The sequence below is a fragment of the Mesorhizobium sp. M0317 genome (assembly GCF_040321555.1).
Classification (GTDB): Bacteria; Pseudomonadota; Alphaproteobacteria; order Rhizobiales; family Rhizobiaceae; genus Mesorhizobium.
Genome location: NZ_JAMYRV010000015.1, coordinates 58234 through 74502, shown reverse-complemented (window position 1 = coordinate 74502; position 16269 = coordinate 58234). Strand labels below are relative to the sequence as shown.

The following is a 16269-nucleotide window of genomic DNA, read 5'->3' as shown; positions in this document are numbered from 1 at the left end:
CGGGCGCGACTGCGTGGAAATTTTCGGTCGCCGGACAACCGCCGCGGACCGATTTCGTGCCGGATACGCGACGGCAGCGGATCGTTCGTTGCGCTTTGCCTGGCACTTTCGATTTCGTTTGACCTGCCTTGCAAGCGGAGAAAGACTGCGCCATCTCACTCCTACGTTGGCTGCGCGCCCCCGGTGCTGCCTCCGCAGAGGAAATGCCTGATGACGCTGCACGACGTCGCGCTCGACGACAAGTTCGATCTTTGTAAGGAGCGCATCTTCCTGTCCGGCGCACAGGCGGTCATCCGCATGCTTTTGATGCAGCGCGAGCGCGACCGACGGGCCGGCCTCAACACGGCCGGCTTCGTGTCCGGTTATCGCGGCTCGCCGCTCGGCGGCCTCGACATGCAGCTGTGGCGGGCGAAAAAGCAGCTGGCGCAGGCCGACATCGTTTTCCAGCCCGGCCTCAACGAGGAGCTTGCCGCCACCGCCTGCTGGGGCTCTCAGCAGGCGGGATTGCTGGGTGAAGGCACGCATGACGGCGTGTTTTCGGTCTGGTACGGCAAGGGGCCGGGAGTCGACCGCTCCGGCGACGTTTTCCGCCACGCCAACCTCGCGGGATCGTCGAAGCATGGCGGCGTGCTTGCGCTGATGGGCGACGACCATATGGCCGAATCATCGACCAATGCGCACGCCACCGAATTCCTGTTCGTCGACACCATGGTGCCGATCCTCAACCCGGCCGGCGTTCAGGAGATCATCGACTACGGCCTCTACGGCTTTGCCATGTCGCGCTTCGCCGGCACCTGGGCGGCTATCAAATGCGTCAAGGACAACATCGAATCCACGGCCTCCGTCGATGCCGCGCTCGAGCGCCTGAACATCGTCGTGCCGGAGTTCGATATGCCGCCCGGCGGCCTCAACATCCGCGATGAGATCGACATGCTCGGCCAGGAGGAGCGGCTGCATGAATACAAGCGCGCCGCTGCATCCGCCTTCATCCATGCCAACGGCCTGAACCGCATCGTCTATTCGGGCGGCCGCGCGCCGAAGCTCGGTATCATCACGCTCGGCAAGAGCTATCTCGATGTCCGCCAGGCGCTGGAAGACATCGGCATCGACGAGGCCGCCGCCGGCCGCATCGGCATCCGCCTGTTCAAGGTCGGTTGCCCATGGCCGCTCGACCTGCAGCATATCGCCGAATTCGCCCGCGGCCTCGACACCATCGTCGTCGTCGAGGAGAAGCGCTCGCTGATCGAGGTGCAACTGCGCGAAAACCTCTACGGCACCGCCACCCAGCCGATGATCGTCGGCAAGAAGGACGAGCGCGGCGACTGGCTGTTCCCGGCCAAGGGCGCGCTCGACCCCAACGAGATCGCCATTGCGCTGGGCGAGCGCATCCTGCGCACAATCGGCCCTTCGGAAGAGATCACTGCCAAGGTGGCAAAGCTGCGCCAGTTCCAGGCGATGCTTGCCGACACCAGCGATATCGGTTCGCGCACGCCGTTCTTCTGCTCCGGCTGCCCGCACAATTCCTCGACCAAGGTGCCGGTCGGCTCGATCGCCGCCGCCGGTATCGGCTGCCATTTCATGGCGCTGTGGATGGACCGCAACACGGTCGGCTTCACCGCCATGGGCGGCGAGGGCGCACAATGGGTCGGCCAGGCGCCATTCTCCAAGCGCGGCCACATTTTCCAGAATCTCGGCGACGGGACCTACAATCACTCCGGCACGCTGGCGATCCGCTTCGCGCTGTCGACCGATGCCAACATCACCTACAAGATCCTCTACAACGACGCCGTCGCCATGACCGGCGGCCAGCCGCATGAGGGCGGCCTGACTGTCGACATGATCGCCAGGCAGGTGCGCGCCGAAGGCGTCGAGCGCATCGCCATCGTCACCGACGAGCCGGACAAATATGCGGGGAAGGCCGAATTCCCCTCCGGCGCCACCATCCACCACCGCGACGACCTCGACCTCGTCCAGCGCGAGCTGCGCGACGTCGAGGGCGTCTCGGTGCTGCTCTACGACCAGACCTGCGCCGCCGAAAAGCGCCGCCGCCGCAAGCGCGGCACCTTCCCGGATCCCGACAAGCGGGTCTTCATCAACGAACTGGTCTGCGAGGGCTGCGGCGATTGCGGGGTGCAATCGAACTGCGTCTCGATCCAGCCGGTCGAAACCGAGTTCGGCCGCAAGCGCAGAATAGACCAGTCGAGCTGCAACAAGGACTTCTCCTGCGTCAACGGCTTCTGCCCGTCCTTCGTCACCGTGCACGGCGCCAAGATCAGGAAGGCCGAAGGCATTGCCGGGCGCTCCGACCCGCTTGACGGCGTGCCGGTGCCAGCCGAATTCCCGCTCGGTAGCGAGGGTTGGGCGGCGATCATCGACGGCGTCGGCGGCACCGGCGTCGTCACCATAGGTGCTGTGCTCGGTATGGCCGCCCATCTCGAGGACAAGGGCTGCGGCATGATCGACATGGCCGGCCTCGCCCAGAAGGGCGGTTCGGTGTTCACCCATGTCCGCATCGCCCGCACGCCGGACGACATCCACGCGATCCGCGTTTCGGCCGGCAAGGCCGACCTGGTACTCGGCTGCGACCTCGTCGTCTCGGGCGCCAAGAAGGTGCTTGGCGCGGTGCGCGAAGGCCATACCATCTTCCTTGCCAACACTGCCGAGATCATGCCTGGCGAATTCGCCCGCTCGGCCGATTTCTCGCTGCCCATCGAGCGCCTGAAGAAGGCGATCCGTGCTGCTGCAGGCGAAGACAAGACGCATTTCTTCGACGCCACGCGCACCGCCACCCAATTGTTCGGCAATTCGCTCGGCGCCAACATGTTCATGCTCGGCTTCGCTTTCCAGCATGGCGGGCTGCCGCTGTCCGCGCAAGCCGTTGAAAGAGCGATTGAATTGAATGGCGAGGCGGTGGCGATGAACATCGCCGCCTTCCGCTGGGGCCGGCGCGCCGCGCATCAGCCGGAGTTTGTGCGCGGCCTCATCGCGCAACCGAGCAAGGCCACTGAGATCGCCGAGACGCTGGACGATATCATCGCCCGCCGCGTCGCTTTCCTCTCTGCCTATCAGAATGCCGCCTATGGCAGGCGCTATGTCGAGCGGCTGGCGGTCCTGCGTGCCGCCGAGGCAAAGGCCGTGCCCGGCTCGACCGCGGTGACCGAGGCAGCCGCCAAAAATCTGTTCAAGCTGATGGCGATCAAGGACGAATACGAGGTGGCGCGGCTCTACACTGACGGCTCCTTCGCTATGGAGCTGTCAAAACAGTTCCAGAGCTACGAAAAGCTCGAATTTCATCTGGCGCCGCCGATCATGGGCAGGCGCGGCAATGACGGCAAGCCGAGGAAATCGAGCTTCGGCCCGTGGATGATGAAGGGATTTCGCCTGCTGGCCGCGCTGAAAGGCCTGCGCGGCACGGCCTTCGACGTGTTCGGCTACAGCACCGAGCGGCGCATGGAGCGGCAGCTTCTGGCCCGCTATGAGGCCGATCTGGAGCTTGTCGCCAAGGCACTTGCGCCAGGCAGGATCGAGGCCGCCATCGCCCTTGCCTCAGTGCCGGCGCTCATTCGCGGCTACGGCCATGTCAGGCAAGCCAGCGCCGAAAAGGCCGAGGGCGAGCGCACAAGGCTTGTCGAGCGGCTGGCCAACACGCCGGCGCGGCCTGAACTTCAGGCCGCCGAGTGATCGATACGCCTTGTTTACCTGAACACGAATTTTCGCGGTTTACGCCGGTGGAGCCGACTTGACGCCAAGCGTCGAAACGGCATCTCTAAACCTTTCTTAAGGCGAATGTGACATGACTGCGGTTCGTGCGACACCGCAGGCCATGCAAGAAAACAAAGCCGCAGAGATAGGTGAGGACGTCTATGCTGGGTTCGTGCGATCGTTGTTCAACGATCCCGGGATCCTGCTGATTGGCGCATTTTGCCATGGCCTCATCGGCATTCTGGTTTATTTTACCTCGGGGCATCCGGCCTATCTTGCATTGGCCGCGCTTATGCTTGGGGCGGGGCTTTACCGTTACTACGGCATCCGCAAAGGCCTGCGCATAGGCAGTTTCGAAACTTATGAACAAGCCAAGAAGTGGGAACGCTACTACCTGGTTGGCGGCACCATCCAGGCTTTCTTCATGGGGCTTTTCTGCTTCACCTCAATCTATCTCATTCCCGATGTCTTCGGGGAAAGCGCCGCCATCGCCGTTATAATGGGCTCGACGGTGACCATTGTCGGCCGCAATTACGGCTCCAAGACCATGGTTGCGGTGCAGGCCTTCACGGTGGTGCTGCCGATCGCGGTCGGGCTGATGCTCAAGGGACATCTCGGCGATTTCATCCTCGGCCTCTACATCGTGCCGTTCATCTTCATCATCACCCGGATGGCCAGCCACGTCCGCACCGTGCTGTTCAACGCCATTTCGGAGCGCAAGACGGCCGCCAGGCTCGCCGAGCGCTTCAACCGCGCGCTCAACACCATGTCGCATGGCCTGGTCATGCTCGGCCCCGACGGCAAGGTCGTGGTCGGCAATGCCGAAGCCGCGCATCTGATGTCGCTGCGCTCGCCCGACCAACTGCTCGGGCGGTCGATCCATTCGCTGCTCCTGCGCGGCGTCGCCGGAGGCATGCTGGCGCCGAAAGACTGTCGTTATGTCGAAGCGCAGCTGACGCGCGCCTTGCGCGAGGGCCGCGACCGCAAGGTGCTGGTCTCCTTCTCCAATGGCCAGCACTACGAGTTCTCGGCCCGCGAAGGCAATCAGGATCTCGGTGTCATCACCTTCGAGGACGTCACCGCCCGCGTCGAGGCTGAGGAAAAAATCCGCTTCATGGCGCGCTATGACAGCCTTACCGGCCTGCCGAACCGCGCGTATTTCCATGAGCTGGTCGGCGAGGCCATGGCGTCGGGCAGCCGCGACCGCCTGTGCGCCCTGGCGGTGCTCGATCTCGACGATTTCAAGAGCGTCAACGACACCCTCGGCCATCCGGTCGGCGACGGACTTATCTATGCCGTTGCCGAGCGGCTGGCGACCGTCGCCGGGCAAGGCGTCAATGTCAGCCGTTTCGGCGGCGACGAGTTCATGATCTTCTTCGACCGCGTCGAGGATGAAAGCCATCTGACGGGCCTGCTCGACCAGATCTTTGCCGATCTGCAGGGCGAGGTCGACGTCGCAGGCCACGGTCTGCGCATCCAGGCAAGCGCGGGCGCCGTGCTGTCCAGGGTCGACGACACCGATGTCGACGCCATGATCGTCAAGGCCGATCTGGCGCTCTACAAGGCCAAGGAACTCGGCAAGAACAACTGGCGGCTGTTCGAGGCAGCGATGGATGCGGCGTTCCGCAACCGCCAGCTGATGAAGGCCGATCTGCGCACGGCGGTCGAAGGCAAGGCGCTGCGGGTGGTCTATCAGCCGATCGTGGCGATGAACACCATGCGCATCGCCAGTTGCGAGGCGCTGTGCCGCTGGGATCATCCCGATCTCGGGCCGGTTTCGCCCAGCATCTTCATTCCGCTGGCCGAAGAAATGGGCATCATTTCCGAGATCAGCACTTTTGTGCTCGCGGCTGCCTGCGCCGAATGCGCAAAATGGCCGGGCCAGACCAGCGTCTCGGTCAACCTTTCGGCCAAGGATTTCCGCAACCGCGACGTCGTCCAGAAGGTTCGCGACGCGCTTGCCACTTCGGGGCTCGCCGCCGGCCGCCTCGAGATCGAAGTCACCGAAACCGCGCTGCTCGACGACAAATCGCTAACGCGCCAGTATATCGAGGAACTGAAGCAGCTTGGCGTGCGCATTGCGCTCGACGATTTCGGCACCGGCTATTCAAGCCTGAGCTACCTCCACAAGCTGCCGCTCGACAAGATCAAGATCGACCGTTCGTTCCTGATGGACGTGACCCAGAACAAGCGTTCGCTCGACTTGTTGAAGGGCATCGTCGACCTGACTCGCGTGCTCGGGCTGACCGTCACCATCGAAGGCGTGGAAACCTTCGAACAGCTGAAGATCCTGGTGCATTCGGTCAAGCCGGACCTCGTCCAGGGCTTCCTGTTTGGCGCAGCACTCAGTGCCTCGGGCATAGAGACCATGTCCAACGTGACCTGGCCTTTCGCCGCCGAGCTGCGGCCGGCGGCAAAACTCGCCACGCCCTGACCCGTCATTAAATTGCGCTTGAAAAGCCCGTCTAAAAAGCGTTGTATTGTCTAGGCGTTAACTGATTGTTAAGGTTAATGATCGGTAAACATAGACGATTAGAGTTTCATCTTCTTGTTCCTTCGGTCGTCCGGTATTGTTCTCCTGCGGCGGTACGAGGGGAAGTAATGGACACGCATCAGTCAGGTGTGCTTTCGGGTGCGGCAGTCAAATCCGGCCCGCCTTCCTTGTTCGCCCGCAACGTCCTCGACGTTCTCGAGCGTGTCGAATACCGGCGCTGCGAAAGCGGCGAGGATCTCGAAGCGGTCTACCGGCTGCGCTACAAGGCCTTTCATACACACGGCCTGCTTGACACCATTACCGAACAGAAGCTCGTCGATCACCTTGACGAAGTGCGCAATTGCTACTGTTTCGGCGTCTTCATGGATGGCGAGCTGGTCAGCACCGTCAGGCTTCACCATCTGACCCGTGAGACCCCCGAAGCGCCGATCATGACCGTTTTCGGCGATCGGCTGCTGCTGCGGCTGGCGCGCGGTGAGACCTTCATCGACCCGAGCCGGTTGGCGATCGATCCGCAAATGTCGTCGGCCAACCGCGCCCTGCCTTATGTCACGCTGCGGCTCGCGGTTATCGCCAACACCTTCTTCAACGCCACCAGCTGCATTTCGATGATCCGCGAGGAGCACACGGCCTTCTACCATCGCATCTTCGGATCGGTGCAGGTCGGCGAGCCGCGCCTCTACCCGCCCTTCACCATGCCGATCTTCTTCTATGAATCGATCTGCGAGCAGAACATGGCCCCGACGCTGGAGCGCTTTCCCTTCTTCCAGTCGACGGCGCTGGAGCGGCGTATGCTGTTTGCCAAGGCGCCGGCCGGCGAGCTCGCGCCGCTGACCATCCTGCCCACCGCCAAATATTTTCGCGAAGCAGCGTAATGTCGGCAAAACCGGCGCACTTTAGCGCCCGGTGCGAGGAGCTTTCCGGCCGCTTCCGCGTTCTGGACGTCACGACCCCGATGCGGCCATAGAAAGGAACCGACATGCATATTCCCGAGCTAGCACTGACCCCGCTGATCTCGCTGATTGCCGGCGTGCTGATCCTGGTGATGCCGCGGCTGCTCAACTACATCGTCGCGCTCTATCTGATCGTCATTGGGCTGCTCGGGCTGTTTCCGCATCTAGCCGGTTGAAACGCAAAACCCTCAACGTTCGACGTTAGGCCGGCGACAAGCCCTGCCGCCGGCTTTCAACATTCCTTTGAGGCTGTTGTCACTGGTCGTGCGGCAATAGCGCCATTGCTCTTGGCCCGGCTTTTCGCTATGTGCCTCAAAGATGTCTTCGAAGGGGTATTCCTATGGCTGATCACACGCCGACCGGTCCTGTCGAACTGGGCGCGAAGATGGACTATGCCGAACATGACCGCACCTATCATGGCTTTCTGGCGCTGGCCAAATACGGCTCGCTGTTCTGCGGCGCCCTGCTCCTGGCCATGGCTTTCGGCTTCTTCGCAGGCGGCTTCTTCTCCGCGACCATCCTGTTCGTGCTGATCCTCGCCCTCGGCGCCTTCATTCTCCGATAGTCTCTTCAGACCCTTGCCAGGGGGTGTAGCCGGACATCCGGCCGCACTCTTTCGCAAAGCCGCACTCTTGCGCAAACAGGTTCCAGCCGAAAGGATCATGCGGTGGGACAGACGGTTTTCATCCCTCGCGAGCCCGATGCCAGCGAGCCTCGTGTGGCGGCCTCGCCCGATACCGTGAAGCGGCTGGCGGCGCTGGGCTTCGACGTCACCGTCGAGACAGGCGCCGGCACCAGGTCGCGCATTCCAGATGAGGAGTTCGCCAAGGCGGGCGCCGCGATCGGCAAGGCTTCGGATGCGAGCCGGGCGGATGTGGTGCTGAAGGTGCGCCGGCCGACCGACGCCGAGCTGAAGGGCTACAAATCGGGTGCGGCGGTCATCGCCATCATGGATCCCTACGGCAATGACGCGGCGGTCGCGGCGCTTGCCGAGGCTGGGGTCACCGCCTTCTCGATGGAATTCATGCCGCGCATCACCCGCGCCCAGTCGATGGACGTGCTGTCGTCGCAGGCCAATCTCGCCGGCTACCAGGCCGTGATCGACGGCGCATCGGAGTATGACCGCGCGCTGCCGATGATGATGACGGCGGCCGGCACCGTGCCGGCGGCGAAGATCTTCATTATGGGCGTCGGCGTTGCCGGCCTGCAGGCGATCGCCACGGCGCGCCGTCTCGGCGCCGTCGTCACCGCCACCGACGTTCGTCCCGCCGCCAAGGAACAGGTGGCGTCGCTCGGCGCAAAGTTCCTCGCCGTCGAGGACGAGGAGTTCAAGGCGGCCGAGACCGCCGGCGGCTACGCCAAGGAAATGTCGAAGGAGTACCAGGCCAAGCAGGCAGCGCTCACCGCTGAGCACATCGCCAAGCAGGACATCGTCATCACCACGGCGCTGATCCCCGGCCGTCCGGCGCCGAAGCTGGTGTCGGCGGCGATGGTCGCCTCGATGAAGCCGGGCTCGGTGATCGTCGACCTCGCCGTCGAGCGCGGCGGCAATGTCGAAGGCGCAGTTGCAGGCCAGGTGGTGACCACGGCCAATGGCGTGAAAATCGTCGGCCACCTCAACGTGCCCGGCCGCGTCGCCGCATCGGCCTCGCTGCTCTACGCCAGGAACCTGTTCGCCTTCCTCGAGACGCTGGTCGACAAGACCAGCAAGACGCTCGCCATCAACCGCGAAGACGATCTGGTCAAGGCGACGATGCTGACCGACGCTGGCCGCGTGGTGCATCCAGCCTTCGCCAAGGCGGCGGAACAGCCCCATGTCGAACCGGCGGCCATTCCGGCCGAGACCATGGTGGCTGATGCCACGCCGAAGAAGGCTGCACCGAAAAAGGCGTCCGACAAAGCCACTGCCGGCAAGTCCGCCGCCAAGCCGAAGGGGATCGCGTGATGGATCAGACCTTGCAGAAAGCCCTCGATCAGCTCGACCAGGCAAGTGCCGCCGTCCGGCTGGCTGTGCAGAACCTGGCCAACGCGCCCGGTGGCGCCGATGCGGCGGGCGATGCCGCGCACGCACTGTCCGGCGGCGCCATCGATCCCTTCGTCTTCCGCTTCGCCATCTTCGTACTTGCGATATTCGTCGGATACTACGTCGTCTGGTCGGTGACGCCGGCGCTGCACACGCCGCTGATGGCGGTCACCAACGCCATCTCCTCGGTCATCGTCGTCGGCGCGCTGCTGGCCGTCGGCATCTCGGCCTCCGGCATTGCCACCGGCTTCGGCTTCGTCGCGCTGATGCTGGTCTCGGTCAACATCTTTGGCGGCTTCCTGGTCACCCAGCGCATGCTGGCCATGTACAAGAAGAAGGACCGGTAGAGAGCCATGAACGCCAACTTCGCGTCCTTCCTCTACCTGGTCTCCGGCGTCCTGTTCATCATGGCGCTGCGCGGCCTGTCGCATCCGACCACCAGCCGCCAAGGCAATCTCTACGGCATGATCGGCATGGGCATTGCCATCGCCACCACGCTGGCGCTGGCGACTCCGTCCGCCGGGCGCTTTGGCCTGATCGTGCTTGGTCTGGCCATCGGCGGCGGCGTCGGCGCCGTTACAGCGCGCCGCATCGCCATGACGTCGATGCCGCAGCTGGTCGCCGCCTTCCACTCGCTGGTCGGCCTTGCCGCCGTCATGGTCGCGGCAGCCGCCATCTACGCGCCGGAAAGTTTCGGCATCGGCACCAATGGCGACATCCACGCCCAGGCGCTGATCGAGATGAGCCTTGGCGTTGCCATCGGCGCCATCACTTTCACCGGCTCCGTCATCGCCTTCCTCAAGCTCGATGGCCGCATGTCGGGCAAGCCGATCATGATCGGCGGCCGTCACATCATCAACGCGGTCCTCGGCATCGCGCTGATCGTGCTGATCGTGCTTCTGGTCACCACCGAGGCCAAGCTGGTGTTCTGGCTCATCGTCGCGGCGTCGCTGGCGCTCGGCGTCCTCTTGATCATCCCGATCGGCGGCGCCGACATGCCGGTCGTCGTCTCGATGCTGAATTCCTATTCCGGCTGGGCCGCCGCGGCACTCGGCTTCACGCTTGGCAATCTGGCGTTGATCATCACCGGCGCGCTGGTCGGCTCGTCCGGCGCCATCCTGTCCTACATCATGTGCAAGGGCATGAACCGGTCGTTCATCTCGGTCATCCTCGGCGGCTTCGGCGGCGAGACCGCGGCGGTTGCCGATGACGGCATCGAACGCACGGTCAAGCAGGGCTCGGCCGACGACGCTGCCTATCTGATGATGAACGCACAGAAGGTCATCATCGTGCCGGGCTACGGCATGGCGGTCGCCCAGGCCCAGCACGCGCTGCGCGAAATGGCCGACAAGCTCAAGGCCAATGGCGTGGATGTCAAATACGCCATCCACCCCGTGGCCGGCCGCATGCCCGGCCACATGAACGTGCTGCTCGCCGAAGCCAATGTTCCCTATGACGAAGTGTTCGAACTGGAAGATATCAACTCCGAGTTCGCGCAGGCCGATGTCGCCTATGTCATCGGCGCCAATGACGTCACCAATCCGTCCGCCCGCGACGACAAGTCGTCGCCGATCTACGGTATGCCGATCCTCGACGTCGACAAGGCCCGCACCTGCCTGTTCGTCAAGCGCTCGCTCGGCTCGGGCTACGCCGGCATCGACAACACGCTGTTCTACAAGGACGGCACCATGATGCTGCTCGGCGACGCCAAGAAGATGACCGAGGAAATCGTCAAGGCCATGGATCACTGACCCCGCCGCAACCTTCCACTGGAAGGTTGTCGGTCCATCATCGGAAACAAAAAAGCCCGGTTCGACCGGGCTTTTCGATGTTGAAGACCGGTTCAGCGGCTGGTCAGGAAAACCGCTTCCTCGTCGTCGCGCTGCCTGCCGCCCAGTGCTGCCGCAGCGCTGGCGATGAAGGCGCCGATAACCAGCGACAGGGCGCCAAGCAGGGCGAAGGTGGCGCTGCCTTTCCGTGCGGCGTCGGCGGCCTGCTTGGCCTTGACCTTGGCGTCCTCGACCCTGGCCACCAGGGCGTCGACACGCGCCTTGGCGTCAGCCTCGGAAAGCCCGGTGCGGGCGGCGACCAGCTGCGACAGATAGGTCTTGTCGTCAGCCGAAATTTCGCCTGCCGCCGCACTGGCGACGAGGATGCGCGAAGCCTGCCCGGCCGCAGCCGCATCGCTGTCCGGATTGGCCGCCGCGAGCCTGGCGGCATCAGCCGGACGGAACAGCGTATCCACAAGATAGGATGTCGCATTGTCGGCCGGTGCGCTGCCGGCATTGGCGGACGCGCCGGCCGAAGCACCCATGGCGGCGCCCGAGGCAACAGTAGAAGCCGCCTGCACGCCTGAACCAAGCACTGCCGACAGCGCCGACCCGAGAATGCCGACGACCAGCAATGTCGCCAGCGCCCAGGCGAGGAGGCCGTGCGCGGTGTCACGGAAATAGACCTCGTCGGTGTGGATGCCGACCCATTTGGTGCGCAGGCGTCCGGCAAGATAGCCACCGACCCCGGAGGACAGCCATTGCACGATGATGAGCCAGATGGCGCCGGACACCGCGAAGGTGGTCAGCGAGGCACTGGCGCCGGACCACGGCGAGACCATGGTCAGCCCCAGCCCCGAACCGAGCAGCATGAGGATGAAGGTCAGCGTCGAGGCCGCGAAGGCGCCGGCGATGATCGGACCCCAGCTGACGGCCGGGGCGGAGGATTCTGTTGAGGCGGATACGTCGACAGCCGACACGGTGGACTGCATCGACGCCTCCTACCGTACGAACAGCATGATGAGAATGATGATCGGGATCGGAATACCGAGCAACCAGAGCAAAATACCGCGTCCCATAAAGAGCCTCCCTGCGAGAAATTAATCGATGTCGTCACAATGTTCCTGAGCGATTTCCGTTCCGAAGGGCAATGAAATGATTTGCTTGCCGGGAACGGAACTATTTTCCGCGCGGCCCGAGGCACGACTGCGAAACTGTGGATTGGTTCACGGAGTTCCACATGGGCTGCCGTGTATTGTTGGCTCGGTGAGCCGGGGGTAGCATGAGCGACTCCCGCCGTCGGATGTCGTCAACGGAGACGCTGATGCCCAAGACTGTCGCATCGCTGGCTTACAAAAAGGCGCAGCCCGGCCAGGCGGTGGTGATCGTGCACGGCATGGGCGAGCAGCGGCCGATGGGTACGCTGAGGGGATTCGTCCAGGCGGTCTGGAGCAGCGATCCCACCCGTGCTCCACCCTACGCCCAGATTCCCGATCCGGCCGTTTCCGGCGCCACGATCAACCAGAGCTGGATCACGCCCGACAGCCGGACCAAGTCACACGAGCTGCGCCGCATCACCACGCCCTACGACGTCGATGGCCGCCGTACCGATTTCTACGAGCTTTATTGGGCCGACATCACGCAAGGCACGACGCGCGGCCGGCTGGCCGCCTGGGTGACGAACCTGTTGTGGCGCAAGCCCGCCGACATTCCGCCCGACGTCCGCAAGCTTTACGTCGCCACACTTCTGATCGTTATCGTCATTCTGGGCGCAGCACTCGTGCTGGCAACATCGGTCTGGCAACAGGCCGTTACCTTGACGACCGGCCTGATGATCACCACCCTCGCTTCTTTTGTCATCTGGGCGGTGGATCAGTTCGCCCTGCCCTATTTCGGTGACGTCGCCGCTTATGTGCGCGCCGAGGCGGCGACGATCGAGAAGCGTGCGCTGATCCGCGACAGAGGCCTGACGTTGCTCAAGACGCTGATGAAGGACGATGCTTACGACCGCATCGTGCTGGTCTCGCACAGCCTTGGGTCGATCATCGCCTATGATTTGCTGCAGATCCTGTGGGCCGAGTTCCGGCCGCGAAGGCTGGAAGCGGTCCGCGACAAGGCCAAACTGGCGGCGGTCGAGGCCATCGACAAGGCAACGCTCGGCTCTGATGGGTCAGCGTGGCCAAACAATCTTGAAGACCTCGCCGGGTTCCGGCGCGGCCAATGGGCGCTCTACCAGCAGCTTCGGACCAAGGACGCCGACCACCCGCTGCCCTGGAAGATCAGCGATTTCGTCACGCTTGGCAGTCCGCTCTCCCACAGCGAATTCCTGGTGACCTACAATCTCGCGGAATTCAGGCGTGGCCTTGCCGAGCGCCTGTTCTCGGCCTGCCCGCCGATTGCCGATGACGGGCGCGCCGGCGGCACCGTGCTTTACCAGGAAGGCACAGCCAAGCAGGCAAGGCGCAGCGCGCGGTGCATCATGGCGCGGTGTTTGCGGCAACGCGCTGGACGAACGTCTACGACCGCGGCAATGGCTGGGCGACAGGCGATCCGATTTCCGGTCCGATGACGGAAAATTTCGGCCCCGGTGTGGAGAACATCCAGGTCGAGCTTCGCAGCTCACTTGGCCGTATCTTCACCCACACGCTTTATTGGTCATCGACGGCAAACGGCGTCGAAATCGCCCTGCCGGCGGGCACCGCGCCGCGCTCGCATCTGCAAGTGCTGCGCGACGCGGTGGACCTTGGTCGGAAGCTGGACCCAAAGGCCTGACCCGGAGTGGAGCTCCGGCGGCAAGGCCCCCAGCCCTCAAATGTCCAGATTGGCAACTGACAGCGCGTTGTCCTGGATGAATTCGCGCCGCGGTTCGACCTCGTCGCCCATCAGCCGCGAAAACAGCGAATCCGCATCGGTAGCGTCATTGACCTTGACCTGCAGCAGCGAGCGCACATTCGGGTCGAGCGTGGTTTCCCACAGCTGCTCGGCATTCATCTCGCCGAGGCCCTTGTAGCGCTGCATGGTCAGGCCCTTGCGGCCGGTCGCAAACACCGCGTTGAGCAGCGCCAGCGGCCCCGAAATGGTTTCGGAGACATCCTTGCGGCGCAGCACCGGCGGCTCGCCATAGACTTCCATGAGGCGCGGGGCATAGCGGTCGAGCTGGCGTGCGTCGGCTGAATTTATCAGCCCGGCATCGAGCTGCGCGAATTCCTTGACGCTGCGCACCGTGCGCTCGAACACGTAGCCGCCGACGCCCTCATTGGAGGTCGACAGCCGGCCGGTCCAGCCGCGCTCGGTGTCCTCGGCGATGATGTCGAGGCGCTGGGCGACGCGTTCGGCCATGGCGTTGGCGCGGCCGAGATCGTTCAGCACATCGGCATTGAGCGCGCCGGCGATCGCCGCCTGTTCGACCACACCCCTGTTGTAGCGCGTATGCAGCCCGTTGATGAGCTGGCGTACTGCCAGTGCATCGTCGATCGAGCCGCGCAGATCCTGTCCGGCCCGCGCCTCGCCGGAGGCAAGCGTCAGCGACGCCTCTTCCAGCCCGGAGCCGATCAGGAATTCCTCGAAGGCGCTCTCGTCCTTGATGTATTGCGAGCTTTTTCCGCGCGTCACTTTGTAGAGCGGCGGCTGGGCGATGTAGAGATGGCCGCGCTCGATCAGCTCCGGCATCTGGCGGAAGAAGAAGGTGAGCAGCAAGGTCCTGATATGGGCGCCGTCGACGTCGGCGTCGGTCATCAGGATGATCTTGTGGTAGCGCAATTTGTCGGCGTTGAACTCGTCCTTGCCGATCGAGGTGCCGAGCGCGGTGATCAGCGTGCCGATCATCTCGGAGCCTAGCATGCGGTCGAAGCGGGCGCGCTCGACATTGAGGATCTTGCCGCGCAGCGGCAGGATCGCCTGGTTCTGGCGCGAACGGCCGCCCTTGGCGGAGCCGCCGGCCGAGTCACCCTCGACGATGAAGATTTCGGATTTCGCCGGGTCGCGTTCCTGGCAGTCGGCAAGCTTGCCGGGCAGAGAGGTGACGCCGAGCGAGCTTTTGCGGGTGATGTCGCGGGCCTTGCGCGCGGCTTCGCGCGCCGCGGCCGCCTGGATCACCTTGTCGATAACCACCTTGCCCTCGCTGGGGTGTTCTTCCAGCCAGGTGCCAAGCGCCTCGTTGACCAGGCCTTCGACCACCGGGCGGACTTCCGACGAGACCAGCTTGTCCTTGGTCTGGGAGGAGAATTTCGGGTCGGGAACCTTGACCGACAGCACCGCCGTCAGGCCTTCGCGGCAGTCGTCGCCGATCAGCGCCACCTTTTCCTTCTTGGTCAGGCCCGACGATTCGCCATAGCCGGTGATCTGGCGCGTCAGCGCGCCACGGAAGCCGGCCAGATGGGTGCCGCCATCGCGCTGCGGGATGTTGTTGGTGAAGGCCAGCACGTTCTCGTGGTAGCTGTCGTTCCACCACATCGCCACTTCGACGGTGATGCCGTCGCGCTCGGCCTTGATGGCGATCGGCTTGTCGATCAGCGGTTTCTTGACCCGGTCGAGGTATTTGACGAACTCTTCCAGGCCGCCATCATAGTGCAGTTCGTGACGCACGAGATCGGCATGGCGGGCATCGGTCAAAATGATGCGCACGCCGGAATTCAGGAAGGCGAGCTCGCGCAGCCGGTGCTCCAGCGTGCCGAAGTCGAACTCGACCATCGTGAAGGTTTCGGACGACGGAAAGAAGGTGATTTCGGAACCGCTGCGGCCCTCATAGGTGCCGGGCTGCTTGTTCTGCTCATAGCTGCCGGTGGCCTTGAGCGGCGCATCGGCATTGCCATGCGTGAAGCTCATCTCGAAAATCTGGCCGTTGCGGCGGATTTTCAGCTTCAGCCAAGCCGACAACGCATTGACCACCGAGACGCCGACGCCGTGCAGGCCGCCGGACACCTTGTAGGAATTCTGGTCGAATTTGCCGCCGGCATGCAGCTGGGTCATGATCACTTCGGCCGCCGAAATGCCTTCTCCGGTGTGGATATCGGTCGGAATCCCGCGGCCATTGTCGATAACGGTGACCGAACCGTCGGGATTGAGCGTCACCGTGACGAGGTCGGCATGGCCGGCCAGCGCCTCGTCGATGGCATTGTCGACCACCTCATAGACCATGTGATGCAGGCCCGAGCCGTCGTCGGTATCGCCGATATACATGCCCGGCCGCTTGCGGACAGCGTCCAATCCCTTCAAAACCTTGATGGAATCGGCGCCGTATTCGGCCTCAGCGCCGTTGGCGTTGTCGCTTTGATCGCTCATGAAAACCTGTCTGATTGATGCCGCATGCTCAGCGCGAAAAAATAGCTT

At 63.6% G+C, this 16269-nt stretch carries 12 protein-coding genes; 10 read left to right on the top strand and 2 right to left on the bottom strand.

Features of this window, described 5'->3' with window-relative positions:
- Positions 1–210: 210 nt before the first annotated feature.
- The 8 genes from NKI88_RS13560 to NKI88_RS13525 all read left to right on the top strand — a co-directional run bounded on the left by NKI88_RS13560 (position 211) and on the right by NKI88_RS13525 (position 10923).
- Positions 211–3681 (top strand): indolepyruvate ferredoxin oxidoreductase family protein, encoded by a 3471-nt coding sequence (locus NKI88_RS13560; RefSeq protein ID WP_352655593.1) that lies wholly within the window; start codon positions 211–213, stop codon positions 3679–3681.
- A 112-nt stretch (positions 3682–3793) separates the two neighbouring features.
- Positions 3794–6136: a putative bifunctional diguanylate cyclase/phosphodiesterase gene (locus tag NKI88_RS13555; protein WP_502909458.1), complete on the top strand. Its 2343-nt coding sequence runs from the start codon at positions 3794–3796 to the stop codon at positions 6134–6136.
- Between the two features lie 167 nt (positions 6137–6303).
- Positions 6304–7071 (top strand): N-acyl amino acid synthase FeeM domain-containing protein, encoded by a 768-nt coding sequence (locus tag NKI88_RS13550; RefSeq protein ID WP_023671342.1) that lies wholly within the window; start codon positions 6304–6306, stop codon positions 7069–7071.
- A 104-nt stretch (positions 7072–7175) separates the two neighbouring features.
- Positions 7176–7325 (top strand): DUF3096 domain-containing protein, encoded by a 150-nt coding sequence (locus NKI88_RS13545; RefSeq protein ID WP_023671341.1) that lies wholly within the window; start codon positions 7176–7178, stop codon positions 7323–7325.
- Between the two features lie 164 nt (positions 7326–7489).
- Positions 7490–7714 (top strand): aa3-type cytochrome c oxidase subunit IV, encoded by a 225-nt coding sequence (locus NKI88_RS13540; RefSeq protein WP_023671340.1) that lies wholly within the window; start codon positions 7490–7492, stop codon positions 7712–7714.
- A 102-nt stretch (positions 7715–7816) separates the two neighbouring features.
- Entirely contained in the window at positions 7817–9094 is a 1278-nt protein-coding gene (locus NKI88_RS13535; RefSeq protein WP_352655591.1) for a Re/Si-specific NAD(P)(+) transhydrogenase subunit alpha, read from the top strand.
- Positions 9094–9519, top strand: coding sequence for a proton-translocating transhydrogenase family protein (locus NKI88_RS13530; RefSeq protein WP_032885960.1), 426 nt, complete (start codon positions 9094–9096; stop codon positions 9517–9519). Before NKI88_RS13535 ends, NKI88_RS13530 begins: the two co-directional genes overlap by 1 nt.
- 6 nt (positions 9520–9525) lie before the next feature.
- Complete coding sequence (locus NKI88_RS13525) at positions 9526–10923, top strand: NAD(P)(+) transhydrogenase (Re/Si-specific) subunit beta (protein WP_023671337.1); 1398 nt, start codon at positions 9526–9528, stop codon at positions 10921–10923.
- A gap of 92 nt (positions 10924–11015) precedes the next feature.
- Here NKI88_RS13525 and NKI88_RS13520 read toward each other — a convergent pair whose 3' ends face one another.
- Positions 11016–11933 carry a membrane protein gene (locus tag NKI88_RS13520; protein WP_023725943.1) on the bottom strand — a complete coding sequence of 306 codons (918 nt, stop codon included), beginning with the start codon at positions 11931–11933 and terminating at the stop codon, positions 11016–11018.
- A gap of 332 nt (positions 11934–12265) precedes the next feature.
- On the opposite strand from NKI88_RS13520, the gene NKI88_RS13515 reads away from it, so the two are divergent.
- Both NKI88_RS13515 and NKI88_RS13510 read left to right on the top strand, forming a co-directional pair.
- Positions 12266–13510 carry a hypothetical protein gene (locus tag NKI88_RS13515; protein ID WP_352655589.1) on the top strand — a complete coding sequence of 415 codons (1245 nt, stop codon included), beginning with the start codon at positions 12266–12268 and terminating at the stop codon, positions 13508–13510.
- Complete coding sequence (locus NKI88_RS13510; protein WP_352655587.1) at positions 13507–13713, top strand: hypothetical protein; 207 nt, start codon at positions 13507–13509, stop codon at positions 13711–13713. Before NKI88_RS13515 ends, NKI88_RS13510 begins: the two co-directional genes overlap by 4 nt.
- Before the next feature lie 36 nt (positions 13714–13749).
- On the opposite strand, the gene gyrB is transcribed toward NKI88_RS13510, so the two are convergent.
- A complete protein-coding gene (gyrB, locus tag NKI88_RS13505) occupies positions 13750–16221 on the bottom strand; it encodes a DNA topoisomerase (ATP-hydrolyzing) subunit B (RefSeq protein ID WP_023725945.1) in 2472 nt (823 codons plus the stop codon).
- Between the last annotated feature and the right edge of the window lie 48 nt (positions 16222–16269).

Coding starts and splice junctions, on each gene's coding strand:
- NKI88_RS13560 (WP_352655593.1), top strand. CDS start 211: ATGACGCTGCACGACGTCGCGCTCGACGACAAGTTCGATCTTTGTAAG.
- NKI88_RS13555 (WP_502909458.1), top strand. CDS start 3,794: ATGACTGCGGTTCGTGCGACACCGCAGGCCATGCAAGAAAACAAAGCC.
- NKI88_RS13550 (WP_023671342.1), top strand. CDS start 6,304: ATGGACACGCATCAGTCAGGTGTGCTTTCGGGTGCGGCAGTCAAATCC.
- NKI88_RS13545 (WP_023671341.1), top strand. CDS start 7,176: ATGCATATTCCCGAGCTAGCACTGACCCCGCTGATCTCGCTGATTGCC.
- NKI88_RS13540 (WP_023671340.1), top strand. CDS start 7,490: ATGGCTGATCACACGCCGACCGGTCCTGTCGAACTGGGCGCGAAGATG.
- NKI88_RS13530 (WP_032885960.1), top strand. CDS start 9,094: ATGGATCAGACCTTGCAGAAAGCCCTCGATCAGCTCGACCAGGCAAGT.
- NKI88_RS13525 (WP_023671337.1), top strand. CDS start 9,526: ATGAACGCCAACTTCGCGTCCTTCCTCTACCTGGTCTCCGGCGTCCTG.
- NKI88_RS13520 (WP_023725943.1), bottom strand. CDS start 11,933: ATGCAGTCCACCGTGTCGGCTGTCGACGTATCCGCCTCAACAGAATCC.
- NKI88_RS13515 (WP_352655589.1), top strand. CDS start 12,266: ATGCCCAAGACTGTCGCATCGCTGGCTTACAAAAAGGCGCAGCCCGGC.
- NKI88_RS13510 (WP_352655587.1), top strand. CDS start 13,507: ATGACGGAAAATTTCGGCCCCGGTGTGGAGAACATCCAGGTCGAGCTT.
- gyrB (WP_023725945.1), bottom strand. CDS start 16,221: ATGAGCGATCAAAGCGACAACGCCAACGGCGCTGAGGCCGAATACGGC.